Below are 13,351 nucleotides of genomic sequence, written 5' to 3' on the forward strand. Positions count from 1 at the left end.
AATGAAAAAAATTATATTCATCATATCGCTTTTAATCTTATTGCCGAATGTAAATTATGCGCAGGTAGAATTGGATTATGAGGATGACATTAATCCATATATTTTGGGAGATAGCATAGATTTAGTTTTCCCACAATTATTTGATTTTTTTAAGAGTAATAATGAACATCCAGCTGCAAATATACAATTGGCCTTAATTTTTGAAGGTCGTTACAGAAATGCTCATCCAATTTCTGATTATGATGCGGCCATTACCAATGCAGAAAGAGCAAAACTATTTTTTGGTCGAGCCCGAGATCTAATAGACGAGCGAGAAGTTCGAAGAAATGCTTGGTATTATTCTAATTTTACTAACCAATTTAAGAGAAATGGTAAACCAGAGGTGGAATTTGATTCTGTTAGATTGGTTCATGAAAAAGGCTTAAAAGAGGCAGACTCATTTTTAACTTATATGCCGCCAATTCATCAGAATTTCATGAAAATGGTAGAGCAGTATGATTTAGCTTCAAAAAACTTTGTAAGGATAAATGGAGGTTATAATTCCTTAAAAGATATCTATTTGCTCTATGATGATAAATTAAACAAACGTTTTGATTTGGTGAAAAATAGTTATGATTCTACTCTTTTTTATTTCAAGAAATATAAAGAAACCGTAAAAGATTATCCGCCATTCACTTTAAATCAACAATTGACATTTAAAGATATCCAAACTTACAGACTTGATGGACTGGTAATCCAAACTGATTTTCTGGTTGATGAAATTGAGCTTTGGGATTATACTGCTTGGGTAAATCAAGTACAGAATTTAATTGAAACTGAAATAGATCAACTTAGAAAGGATATAACACAAATAGAATCTAAGCTAGAAAGTAGTTTTTTAAAAATGGATAATTGGGTGCCAAATGACTCTATAGATGTAGATCCGATTGAAAAAAAATCTATTTACAAAATACGTAAATATGATTTGAATTCACCAGTGGCCAATGTATTTCAATATAAAGATGACAAACTTGATTTAATAAATGAGCAAAAAAGTTTGGCTGTTTATGATACTGCTGAAGAAATTTCATTTCAAGTTAAATTATATACTATAAACCGTGTCTTTCAGCAAACCATAGCGCTTGAAAATGAATTAAAGAAGTATAACAATGAAATTGAGATTAGTAATCTAAATAAGAATAAAGATTTTTATGAAGAGTACTATGGTGGTATCGATGAATTCAAAAACTATTTCAAATCAGAGGAAGGAGAGTTGTTAAAAATTAGAAGTGAGACTGCCAATAGGTTGAAATCACAAATCATTGAACAAATAGAAAAACCTTTCGGTCAAGAAATACCAAGCTATAGAGGGATAAATTTTGAATGGCAAAATCCTGAAAATAAAAATGATTCACTGTCTAAAAATATAGCGTATATCAATTTCTCTAAAACTAATGTAAACGATCTTGAATATTTCAGTGGCTATTATTTAAATGCGGATAGTATCCCTCAAGCATTTTATGGAGCTAAAAATGGAACGAAAGTATCATGGTATAATGCAGTGCCCTCTAATTATAAATCGAATAAAGCTTGGCAAAATGTTGCAGCGATAAATGTTGTTGGGGGTGGAGATCTTAACTATTTACTATACGAAAGCCATATTGATTCTTTAGATTTTATAAATCATATAGTGATTTCAAATGAAAAAGGGGAAATCAAAAATGATATTGAAATTGATACCCAAGAAAAACCAGTTGAGTTGATTGCTTTAAGAAATAGTAGTTTGCAATTGGCATTATATCAAGGGGATGGACTAGGAAATGCAGTATGGCCTAATTTCATTACAGCAGTTAAATTTCATCCAGATAGTGCAGATTATACTATAAAGGAAATTGATATAAATGGAAAGTATGAGGGTGTTTTTCAAACTGATGCTGGAATTATTATTTTATCATCTTCTGAAGATCAACAGAGCCTTAATGCCACACTTCTTGATTACGAATTTAATCCTTTGAAGAAGAATAGTTTCACTTTTTCAAATCCATTTGAGATCAATTATTATTATCAGCTTAGTGAAGAAAGTTTACATCTTTTAAGCAAGAATGGTAAAGGACACTTTGTGTTTAATGATGATCTGGAATTACGCTACTCTGATATCCCGATATTGAATGAGGGAATATAATATTGGAAATAGTAGATGATCATGTGCTCTTTAAGCCATAATAAATCATAATTAAGATTACCTGATTACAAAATTTTGAATCAATAAAAAAGCAGGCTAGAAGTTCTAACCTGCTTTAATTTTATAAATTCATATGCTTTTTTACAAGAGCTTTAATCCTACGCTTAACATAATTTGATTAACCCTAACTTTTCCTTCATCATTACCTAGAATAGCTTGATTGCTTAAGTTACCTTCATATCTTAAGTCAACTATTAATTTTGAGATATCTAAACCAATTCCTGCTTGATAGGCAAATACTGCACTTCTATATTCTGAAACTGAATTATCAAAATCCACTTCATCATCTAAATTGAAGCTTGCAACTGAACCAGCATTGATTCTAAATGGCCCCATTTTCCAACCAATTAATACGGGCATATCAATTTTATTTTGATTGAATTCTAGAGTTTTAACATCATTTGGGTCTGTTGCATCAGTATATTCTCCTCTAACTGAATTAAAATAAGCCTCCGGCTGAACATAAAATCCAGCTATTTTAACCCTTGCAAACAATCCACCATGATAACTGAATTTTGAATCACCAGCTTCATATGCATCAATATTGTCTTTAAGACTTAATGTAGTATTACTAATCCCTAATTTTGGGCCGACAGTAAATACCTGGGCCTCAACTGCTGTTACTATAAAAAATAATAGTCCTAATAATGTAAAAAGCTTTTTCATCTTGATTAATTTTAGTGTTTGGAATTCTATAACGTTTTTAATGATAAATGTTATACTTTCAGCGATTAAATACATGAAAAAGTAGATGAAGGCAGATATTGAATTAGAATTACAATTAAAAAACAGAAAAGAGAAAGGCGGTTATCGTTATCTGAAAAAATCGGATAATAGAATGATTGATTTTAGTTCTAACGACTATTTGGGTTTGGCTAAAATTAAAGAAATACATAATCATTCTGTTAATTTTATTGATAATGGGGCCGCTGGATCAAGATTATTAAGTGGGAATAAAAATTACCATGAGGAATTAGAAGCTTATTTAGCTGATTTTTTTAAGGCTGATTCAGCTCTTTTATTTAATTCTGGTTATGTAGCAAATTTAGGAGTGCTGTCTTCTGTCCCTCAGAAAGGGGATACCGTTTTGATGGATGAGCTATCTCATGTTTGTATAAAAGAAGGCGTTCGTCTTGGGAGGGCTAAATATTTTAATTTTAAGCACAACGATATAAAGGACTTAGAAATTAAAATTCAGAAAGCTGATGGCAATGTATTCATAGTGGTAGAATCAGTTTATTCTATGGATGGAGATCAAGCGCCATTAAGGGATATTGTAGAAATAGCTGAGAAATATGAAGCTGCAGTTATAGTAGATGAAGCACATTCCACAGCTTTGTATGGAAAAGCTGGTTTTGGCTTGAGTTGTGATTTGGGTTTAGAAAATAAAATATTCGCTAGAATATATACTTTTGGAAAAGCAGCTGGAGCCCATGGAGCAGCTGTTTGTGGAAGTAGAACCTTAAAAGAGTATTTAATAAACTATAGTCGACAATTTATTTACACCACGGCACTACCTTTTCACAGCGTTAATACAATTAAAAATGGCTTGAAGTATAGGCGTGATAATCCTGAATTATGGGAGGATTTAAAGCTTAAAATTCAATTATTTCAAAGTCAATTGAGTCAAAACGTAACAAGCTTGGATAGCAGTCATCCTATACAAGGCATTATTTCAGAGGATGCAAAATCTACTGTAGAATTTGCTGATTATTTAAATCAATCAGGCTTCGATATTCGACCAATATTAAGCCCAACAGTTCCAAAAGGAAAAGAAAGAGTAAGGATATGTCTTCATGCTTTCAATTCTGAAGAAGAAATAACAAATTTGTGTCAACATATCAATCAGTATTTTCAATGAACTATTTTATAACGGCAATAGGCACGGATAGCGGAAAATCACTATTCAGTGCTATAATTTGTGAAGCATTAGAGGCAGATTATTGGAAGCCAATACAAGCAGGTTATCCTCGTGATACTGATTTCGTAGGAGGATTATTGAGCAATTTAAAATCAGATTTGATACCAGAAAAATACGTGCTTAATACGCCAGCATCTCCACATTATGCAGCAGAAATTGATAATGTAAAATTGGAAGTGGAGGATTTTGATATTCCGAAAACCGATAATCAAAACCTAATTATTGAAGGGGCTGGAGGAGTTTTAGTCCCTATAAATGAAAAGGAATTTGTTATTGATTTTCCACAAAAATGGGGTGTTCCATTGATTTTGGTTGCTAATCTTTATTTGGGAAGTATAAATCACACCTTACTAACAATAAACGAATTAAAAAGAAGAGGCGTGGAGGTAAAAGGAATTGTTTTTAATGGTGCTTCAAATCCTGCTAGTGAGGAAATTATTTTGAAACATAGCGGCTATACTTGTTTGTTAAGGATAGCAGATGAAAAAGAAATTAATCATGCAGTGGTTCGAAAATATGCTGATGAGTTAAAAAGAAATTTATGAACTGGTTAGAAAGAGATAGTGAGAGTATTTGGCATCCATTTACACAATTGGTAGATGGGTTTGAACATATAATGGTCGAGAAGGCAGAGGGAATGTATCTGCATACTTCCGATGGGCGAAAAATCATGGATGCCATATCTAGTTGGTGGGTGAATTTACACGGTCATAGTCACCCAAAAATTGCAGAGGCAGTGGCAAAACAGGCGCAAAATTTAGAGCATGTTATTTTTGCTGGATTTACTCATGCTCCTGCAATTGAACTGGCAGAAAAGCTATTATCCATTTTGCCTGAAAATCAATCAAAGATTTTTTATTCAGATAATGGAAGCACAGCCAATGAAGTGGCTTTGAAAATGGCTTTTCAGTATTGGTACAATAAAGGAAATGAAGATAGAAAGAAAGTAATTGCTTTTGATGGTGCTTACCATGGAGATACTTTTGGAGCCATGTCAGTAGGGGATAGAGGGCCTTTCTCTGCACCATTTTCCCCTTTCCTTTTTGATGTAGAATTTCTGCCAATGCCACTTAATGGGAATGAAGATGAGATCATTCAGAAATTCTATCAGTTGGTTGAGTCCGATCAAGTAGCAGCCTTTATTTTTGAACCTTTGGTCTTAGGGTCAGCTGGAATGAAAATGTATGATGCTGAATTTCTGGATAAGTTGATCAACATTGCTCAGGATAATGATGTAATTTGCATAGCGGATGAAGTATTCACTGGTTTTGGCAGGACTGGAAAACATTTTGCTTCCGATTATTTAGAGAATAAACCAGATATATTCTGTCTTTCCAAAGGTTTAACAGGAGGAACTATGGCACTAGGCGTTACTTCATGCACATCAGAAATTATGGAGGCTTATAAAAGTAATGATATCATGAAAACCTTCTTTCATGGTCATAGTTTTACAGCTAATCCAATTGCATGTGCTGCATCTATTGCAAGTTTTGATTTATTAATAGCAGAAGAAACGCAAGCTCAGATTAGAGAAATCAGCCAATGGCAAAAGGAATTTCATGAGAGGATTTTAAAACATCCTAAGGTTACAAACAGTAGAGTTTTGGGGACAATTTTCGCATTGGAATTAAAAACAGATTCTGATACTTCTTATGTCAATGAAGTTCGCCATAAACTTTACCCGTTTTTTTTAAAACGGGATATTCTTCTTCGGCCTTTAGGAAATGTAATTTACATTTTGCCACCATATATCATCAAAAAGGAAGAAATTGATAAAGTTTATGAGGCTGTGGAAGAAATGTTAGAGAATTTGTGATTAACGGTCTGACGGATAAAAATGTCATTGTGGAAACAACATTAAGTCGACTAAAGTATTTCGATAACTCAGTCCATTTTATAGGCAAATGATGTAATTTTGTGTCGTATATTTTATGATATATGCGTCAGATCATTCTAACCATCAGTCGCTAGGCAATCGGTTTGTGACCAATTTTAAATCTCTCTAATCATTAAGTGATTCACTTAACCCACTTTAGTACAATCCCTTAATTTAATGCGGTTTATCCTTATTTTTTTAATTAAGAATCTCTCTGATTTATAAGAGTGTTAATATGTCGAATTTTGATATATCATTAATCAGAATTCATCATGAAAAACATCATCATCATAATCGGAATAATATTTCTAGGCTTTAACGCAGGATTAGCAACCGCTGATCCTGATAAAAAACCCACCAAATTTCGTATATTAGCTATAAGCGCTTCAAATGATTCTATTATGAGTGCATCTAATATAATAACGTTATTTCAGCCTTTTTCCCTTGAATTACCAACAGCTTTTACACCTAATGGAGATGGTTTAAACGATGATTTTGGCGCAGTTGCAAAAGGTGTGAAGGAATACAAGATGGTAGTTTATAATCGTTTTGGCGATGTGGTTTTTACTTCTACAAGTATCGATAATAAATGGGATGGAACTGTAAATGGCAATATTGCTCCGTCAGGTGGATATGTATATCAAGTTTATGCAGAAGGACACGAAGGCCATGGAGTTGATAAGTCAGGTAAAGTAATGCTCATTAAATAATTAAATCATCATCATCATGAAAACTATATTTTTTAAATCAGTATTACTATTTTTCTTCAGTATGACTGCAGTGGTTTTTCAATCATTAGGTCAAATTCAAGCTGATAAGGATTCTGGATGTTTGCCTTTAGTAGTTGTATTCGAAATTGAAGATCATGATTTCGAATCTGTTATTTGGCAAACTGAAGATGAGCAAAGCTCTACGGCAAATAAGCCGACTTTCATTTTTGAAGAAGCAGGTGAATGGGAAGTAAAAGCTATTTTGACTCTTGAATCTGGTGAAGTAGAAACATTAACTTATGAAACACTTATTTCTGTAAGTGAAAAGCCCCAAGTTGATTTTTCAATAGAAGATAATGTAAAATGTTTAGGAGAAAGTATTTCCTTTAATAATTTAACTGAAAACGCAGACGCTTACAATTGGTCATTTGGAGATGGGCATCAATCAAATGAAGAGAATCCTATTTATCAATATGAAGAAGCAGGGTTTTATACAGTTACTCTAACAGCAAAAGTTGATGGAGCCTGTCAGGAGATGCTGGTAATAGAAAATGCGGTTGAAATTAAAGAAGCCACTGAAGTTGCTATTTCTTCTAGTAAAAATGAGCAATGTATATCTGATGATCAAGCAATAGTTTTTTCATTAGTAGGTGATGCAAACCAAGTTGAATGGGATTTCGGTGATGGAACTACAAAAAGTGGAGTAACCGTTGAACATTTATATGATGCGGTTGGGGAATATGTGGTAAAAGTAAATTATTTGAATGAATTCGGATGTTCAATTACGGATCAATTAAGTAATTTAATTACCGTTAAAGAAATAGAAGCACCAGAAATTAAAGTAAGTGAAACTTCTGTATGCCTGGGGGAAGAAGTTACATTAGAAGCTTTACATACTTCAGAAAATGGATTTGAATGGAGTATTAATGGACAACAATATGAAGGGAAACAGATTACCTTTATTACAGAAAAAGAAGGTGATGTAGATATTAGTTTAAACTATATTAATGATTCAGGCTGTTCCATTTTAGTATCTGAAGATGCTGTGTTTAATGTTCAGAAAGTAGAACCAACAACTATTGAGTATACTGAAACCACTGGCTGCGAACCATTTGTTTTTGAAGCTTCAAATAACACATCAGGTGCAAAAAGTTATTCTTGGAAAGTAAACGGAAAAACTATTCAGGGAGCGGATTTAAGCTATACATTTAAAAAACACGGAAATTATAAAATAATTGCTATAACGGAATATGAAACTGGATGTAAAATTGAAGAGGAAATTGAGGATAGAGTTCAGGTTTTTAAAAGAGAAACTGAGGTTAATGTAAGCAGTTGGCAAGGTTGTGCTCCTTTTAATGTAGAATTAAGCCTTCTTAATGGAGGAGCATCAAACATAAATTGGCTATTGGATGATCAGGAATTTAGCGGAAAAAAGGTTGATTTTGAGTTTCAAAATCCAGGAGTTTATTATCCTAAAGTTACCTATGTCAATAATAATGGCTGCGAAGTTATATATGAGTTTGAATCTCCCATAACAGTTTTAGATAGAGAGATCCCATTGGATGAACCAGAAGTAATTGAATCTTGTACATTCACTGAAGTTCATTTTAGTGGTGGTATGGGGTATGATTCTTGGGAATGGGATTTTGGTGATGGTCATACTTCTTCAGACCAAAATCCAATCCACAGTTACAGTAAAGAAGGCACCTATGAGGTAAGTTTAACCACCAACAATAAAAATGGATGCCAGACTACAATAGAAAAATATAACGTAATTGAAATCCCTGATTTAGATGTAGAAACTAATTTTGAAGTAACAAAAGGAGAAGAGTGTGGGTATTTTAGTGTTTCAGCTAAGGCTGATTTAGAAGAGTGGCAAAATGTAAAATGGTTTTATAATGAAAGTTTAATTGGCACTGATGCACAATTAAATGTTTCTTTTATCACCTTAGGAGATATTGGATTAACTTTTAGTGTAGGGAGTGACGGTGAATGTACTAAATCTAAAGCCTTAATGATCCCAAACCCATGGTCGGATTGTGAAAACCCTGAGATTGAAGAGGAAGAGGAGGAAACGGATGGAGATAGTCCTATTGGCAAATTTAAGTTTGAGAGTTGTAATGCACCTTATTCAATCGATTTGGTAAATCCTATTCCTGGTATCAATAAATTTCAATGGAGATTTAGCAGTGGAAAAAAGCATTCTAAGCAGAGTTTTACAGAGGTGTTTGAAGAAGCTGGTGAACATAAAATTGGCTATTGGGGCCAGTTTAGTGATGATAGTGTGATTTTTATAGAGGATTATATTACGGTAACCATTAATCAATCCGATATTGATTTCGAATATGAATTAAAGAAAATTTGTGATGGGTTTGAGGTTTTTCTAACTCCTGAAAATCCAGAATTTGAAAATTATAGATGGAAGATAAATAATAAGTCAATAGAATTATCAGATAATGGCAGTTTTATAATTGAGAAGGAGGGTTTACATTCAATTAGTCTTTCTGCCAGTGGTCAGAACAATTGCGCCACTACAAAAATTAAAAATATTTATGTCGGCAATCAGGAAAACCAATTTACAAATCCAAATTCCCTTTGTCTTGGGGAAGGTTTAATTATTGATCATGGGTTAATTGGTTTTCAGGATATTAAATGGGATATGGGCAATGGTGAAATTATTGATAATTTCGATGAATCTTATGTATATGCTACTGGAGGAGAATACCAAGTAAAAGCTATAACTACTGATTTTGAAGGTTGTGAATCTATATTTGAGTTACCTCAAGAAATCCTAATTAAGAATCCAATACCAGAATTCAAAGCTAATAAAACCACAGGATGTGGTGAAACTGCTATTCGCTTTCAAAATCAATCTGAAGGTGCAACAGAATGGTTTTGGGATTTTGGAAATGGAGCTACAAGTACTGATAAAAATCCAACTGTTAAGTTTTTACCAGGTACTTATTCTATCACTTTAACTGCTTCAAATGGTGATTGTAGTGAAACTACTATTAAATCAGATCTTATAGAAATTCAAGATTTGACCAGCGAGTTTAGTTTTGATTACAATCAGCCATGTTTGCCTGTAGAGGTTCAATTTTCCGATGAAAGTAGGAATGCGATCAGTTGGTTTTGGGATTTTGGAGATGGAAATACTTCTACTATGCAGAACCCTACTCATACTTTCTATGAGGTGCCGCAATCTAAAGTTAAACTAACTGTAGAAAATGAAAAGGGCTGCAAAGTGACTGAGAAAAAATCAATGGACTTTATTTTTATTGCAAGCTTTAAGTCTGACATACAAGAAGTTTGTTTAGGTAACAGTGTGCAATTCTCTGCTTTAAATAATGAAGCCGTAAGCTGGAGATGGGATTTTGGTGATGGGAATATCAGTACAGATAAAAATCCAAAACATGTTTATGAATCAGCAGGTGTTTATGATGTTAAGTTGATAGCTGATAATAAAGAAGGGTGTGCAGATACTATAATGGTTGAAAAATTTATTAAGGTAATTCCTGCTGAGGCAGATTTTCAATTAGCTGAATCAATTGAATCCAGCTGCGTTCCTGTTCAAGTAGCCTTTAAAGATTTAACTAAAGGAGCGAAAAGTTATTTCTGGGATTTTGGAGATGGAACAACTTCTAAAGTAGCAAATCCTATTCATGTTTATAATAAAGTTGGTGATTTTGATGTCACTCTGATAATTGCTAATGAATTGGGGTGTCAGGACACATTAATTAAAAAACAGTTCATAAATGTAAGTGGGCCAGAAACTGCTTTCGAAATAAATGAAAAAGTAATTTGCTTACCTAATAAGGCGAAGTTCACAGATACTTCTGTCAGTGCCGTAAAATGGAAATGGGTATTTGGAGATGGTAATACTTCTACCGAACAAAATCCAGAGCATTTTTATGAAGCGCCAGGTATTTACGAAGTCACTTTAATTGCTGAAAATGAGAAAGGATGTGAGCAATTTTATAAAATGGAGGATGTAAAAGTGTTACCAACGCCTGATGTTAAATTTGAAATGAATGTTTCAGGGGAGTGTTATCCTGTAGAGGTCAAGTTGACTAACAAAAGCAGTAATTTATTAAAACCGTCCTATTTATGGGAGTTTGGTGATGGGCAAACTTCATCTGAAGAAAGTCCAACCATTCTTATGGAAAAAACTGGTGAATTTAATGTATCATTAACTGTGAAAAATGATGATGGTTGTCCTATTACCTTTACTCACGAGGATCAGGTTTTAGTTCGTGATACGGTAGAACATAAAGAGGCTAAGTTGAATCAAATATTAGTAGAGAATAATAAAGTTCATTTTGAACTGGAACCATATAACTACAATAATATTTCTCATTACAATGTCTTTCGAGACAGCCCTGATGGATTTTTTCTAATGCATACTATCGAAATGGCAGGGCAAAGTAATCAGAGAATAATGTATGATGACCAGAATTGTCGTCCTCAGGATATGTCTCATGAATACATTTTCCAGGCAGTTCCTTTTTGTGAAGATACTGTTAGAAGAGAACAATTGACGGTATTCAATACACTTCTTCTTCAAAGAAAATCTTTTGAGGAAAATGTAAAAGAGATCAGTTGGAACCAATCAAAAGGTTTTTCAATCGATAATCAGCGTGTTTTCAGAAAAGCAAAAGGAGAAGCTCAATGGCAGGAGATTGCAGTGATGGAGAGCGATGCTTTAAATTTTCAGGATAAAGAAGATCTATGCCCAGGATTTTATGAATATAGGGTGGGTGCTTTCGAGAAAAATACTTTAAGATCCATAAGTAATTATGTGGAGATAGAAGTGACAGATGAGATTTATAATAATCAGGTAGCTAAAATTCAAAACACTACTGTATTGGAAACTGGAGAAGTATTCACTGAATGGAGCATACCTGAAGAAGGAAAAGGTAAGATTACAGCTTTCGAAATTTATAGAAGTGAAAATGGCGGTGAATTTGAATATTTCGATTCAGTTGAGCCTCATGAACAATTCTATATTGATGAAGAAAGTGATACTGAAAATAACACTTATACTTATCAAGTAAAGGTTATTAATGATTGTTCAATTGATACCGATGCCAGTGGAGAAAGTAATACGGTTTTACTAAAAAAAGATGTTCAATTCAGAAAGTATGAATTGAAATGGAATGCATTTGAAGGTTGGGAAGAAGGTGTGAAAAAATATGTAATCCAGCGATTAAATGAAAATGGAGAATGGGAAACCGTAGAGGAAGTTTCAGGCAATGAACTTAAAACAATTATTAGAGATACTCAGGATTAAGGATCCTGAACTAGAATATAAAAAAAGAGGCTGTCAATTCTGGCAGCCTCTTTCTTAGTATTCACTCTAAATTCAAGAGTGCAATATTTTATTTTGATATTCTTTCTATTAAATCAGCAGCTCTGTTTGAGTAACCTGCTTCATTATCATACCATCCTACAACTTTAGCTAATTTACCAGAAACTGAAGTTAAAGCAGAATCAAAGATACAAGAATGAGTATTTCCAACGATGTCAATAGAAACAATTGGATCTTCAGTGTATTCTAAAATTCCTTTCATGCTTCCTTCAGAAGCTTTTTTCATTGCGGCATTTACTTCTTCTTTAGTGGCTTCTTTTTTCAATTCTAAAGTGAAGTCAGTTAAAGAACCATCAGGAATTGGAACCCTCATAGCAATACCATCCAATTTACCTTGTAAGTGAGGTAAAACCAAACCAACAGCTTTTGCAGCTCCAGTTGAAGTAGGAACGATAGAGTAAGCAGCAGCTCTAGCTCTTCTTAAATCCTTATGTGGTCCATCCTGTAAATTCTGATCAGCAGTGTAAGCATGAACAGTAGTGATATAACCTTTTTCAATTCCAAAAGTGTCATCTAAAACCTTAGCCATAGGAGCAAGGCAGTTGGTAGTACAAGAAGCATTTGAAAGGATGGTTTCATCTCCTGTCATTGTATCGTCATTAACACCTAATACAACAGTAGGAACGTTTCCTTTTGCTGGTGCAGAAATTACTACTTTTTTAGCACCTGCCTTAATATGTTTTCCAGCATTTTCTTCATCCACAAAAAGCCCAGTAGATTCTAAAACGATTTCTACACCCATTTTTCCCCAAGGAAGGTTGGCTGGGTCTCTTTCAGCTGAAACAGCAATGCTTTTTCCATTAACAATAATAGAATTGTCCGTATGCGAAACATCTCCTGGAAATTTACCATGAACTGAATCGTACTTTAATAAGTGTGCTAAAGTTTTGGTATCAGTAAGGTCATTGATACCGACTACTTCAACATTATTTTTTTGCAGCAGGGCTCTGAAAGTTAATCTTCCAATACGCCCGAATCCGTTAATTCCAACTTTTACGTTTGACATGTTGATATAATTTATTTTAGTTAAGTTAAATTAAGGCGTAAATATAAACCTACTTGCCAGCATTATCAAATTAGAACCCTAAAGCTTTAGCTTTGAAAATTATTTTCTTTTTTTTTAGGGTAAGGGTTTGTAATTAAAAAACAGCCTTCTATATTTGCATCTCCATTTGCAAATGGCCCGTTCATCTAGGGGTTAGGATATCAGGTTTTCATCCTGGAAACAGGGGTTCGATTCCCCTACGGGCTACTT

8 protein-coding genes and 1 tRNA gene are annotated in these 13,351 nt (G+C 33.5%); 7 read left to right on the forward strand and 2 right to left on the reverse strand.

Annotation, left to right across the window (positions count from 1 at the left end; all coding sequences use genetic code 11):
• Position 1: 1 nt before the first annotated feature.
• Positions 2-2,161: a hypothetical protein gene (locus ABWH96_RS09415; RefSeq protein WP_375581203.1), complete on the forward strand. Its 2,160-nt coding sequence runs from the start codon at positions 2-4 to the stop codon at positions 2,159-2,161.
• A gap of 141 nt (positions 2,162-2,302) precedes the next feature.
• On the opposite strand, the gene ABWH96_RS09420 is transcribed toward ABWH96_RS09415, so the two are convergent.
• Entirely contained in the window at positions 2,303-2,887 is a 585-nt protein-coding gene (locus ABWH96_RS09420; protein WP_375581204.1) for a porin family protein, read from the reverse strand.
• 85 nt (positions 2,888-2,972) lie between these two features.
• Here ABWH96_RS09420 and ABWH96_RS09425 point away from each other — a divergent pair, with 85 nt between their 5' ends.
• The 5 genes from ABWH96_RS09425 (at position 2,973) to ABWH96_RS09445 (ending at position 12,018) form a co-directional block, all read left to right on the forward strand.
• The gene (locus ABWH96_RS09425; RefSeq protein ID WP_375581205.1) at positions 2,973-4,082 is read left to right on the forward strand and encodes an aminotransferase class I/II-fold pyridoxal phosphate-dependent enzyme; all 1,110 of its coding nucleotides are present in this window, start codon (positions 2,973-2,975) and stop codon (positions 4,080-4,082) included.
• Positions 4,079-4,687 carry a dethiobiotin synthase gene (bioD, locus tag ABWH96_RS09430; protein ID WP_375581206.1) on the forward strand — a complete coding sequence of 203 codons (609 nt, stop codon included), beginning with the start codon at positions 4,079-4,081 and terminating at the stop codon, positions 4,685-4,687. The genes ABWH96_RS09425 and bioD overlap by 4 nt, the downstream gene beginning before the upstream one ends.
• Positions 4,684-5,958 carry an adenosylmethionine--8-amino-7-oxononanoate transaminase gene (gene bioA / locus ABWH96_RS09435; protein WP_375581207.1) on the forward strand — a complete coding sequence of 425 codons (1,275 nt, stop codon included), beginning with the start codon at positions 4,684-4,686 and terminating at the stop codon, positions 5,956-5,958. Before bioD ends, bioA begins: the two co-directional genes overlap by 4 nt.
• Before the next feature lie 332 nt (positions 5,959-6,290).
• Positions 6,291-6,728, forward strand: coding sequence for a gliding motility-associated C-terminal domain-containing protein (locus tag ABWH96_RS09440; protein ID WP_375581208.1), 438 nt, complete (start codon positions 6,291-6,293; stop codon positions 6,726-6,728).
• Positions 6,729-6,744: 16 nt separating this feature from the next.
• Positions 6,745-12,018 carry a PKD domain-containing protein gene (locus ABWH96_RS09445; RefSeq protein ID WP_375581209.1) on the forward strand — a complete coding sequence of 1,758 codons (5,274 nt, stop codon included), beginning with the start codon at positions 6,745-6,747 and terminating at the stop codon, positions 12,016-12,018.
• Positions 12,019-12,106: 88 nt separating this feature from the next.
• Here the strand turns inward: ABWH96_RS09445 and gap are convergent, their stop codons facing one another.
• The gene (gap, locus tag ABWH96_RS09450) at positions 12,107-13,102 is read right to left on the reverse strand and encodes a type I glyceraldehyde-3-phosphate dehydrogenase (RefSeq protein ID WP_013452232.1); all 996 of its coding nucleotides are present in this window, start codon (positions 13,100-13,102) and stop codon (positions 12,107-12,109) included.
• 174 nt (positions 13,103-13,276) lie between these two features.
• On the opposite strand from gap, the gene ABWH96_RS09455 reads away from it, so the two are divergent.
• A tRNA-Glu gene (locus tag ABWH96_RS09455) sits at positions 13,277-13,348 on the forward strand.
• Positions 13,349-13,351: the final 3 nt, after the last annotated feature.

It is taken from the genome of Marivirga tractuosa, from assembly GCF_042140215.1.
GTDB classification, from domain to species: Bacteria; Bacteroidota; Bacteroidia; order Cytophagales; family Cyclobacteriaceae; genus Marivirga; species Marivirga tractuosa_A.

Bases quoted from the DNA above. Each gene is read 5' to 3' on its own strand.
- gap (WP_013452232.1), bottom strand. From the start codon at position 13,102: ATGTCAAACGTAAAAGTTGGAATTAACGGATTCGGGCGTATTGGAAGA.
- ABWH96_RS09445 (WP_375581209.1), top strand. From the start codon at position 6,745: ATGAAAACTATATTTTTTAAATCAGTATTACTATTTTTCTTCAGTATG.
- bioD (WP_375581206.1), top strand. From the start codon at position 4,079: ATGAACTATTTTATAACGGCAATAGGCACGGATAGCGGAAAATCACTA.
- bioA (WP_375581207.1), top strand. From the start codon at position 4,684: ATGAACTGGTTAGAAAGAGATAGTGAGAGTATTTGGCATCCATTTACA.
- ABWH96_RS09415 (WP_375581203.1), top strand. From the start codon at position 2: ATGAAAAAAATTATATTCATCATATCGCTTTTAATCTTATTGCCGAAT.
- ABWH96_RS09420 (WP_375581204.1), bottom strand. From the start codon at position 2,887: ATGAAAAAGCTTTTTACATTATTAGGACTATTATTTTTTATAGTAACA.
- ABWH96_RS09425 (WP_375581205.1), top strand. From the start codon at position 2,973: ATGAAGGCAGATATTGAATTAGAATTACAATTAAAAAACAGAAAAGAG.
- ABWH96_RS09440 (WP_375581208.1), top strand. From the start codon at position 6,291: ATGAAAAACATCATCATCATAATCGGAATAATATTTCTAGGCTTTAAC.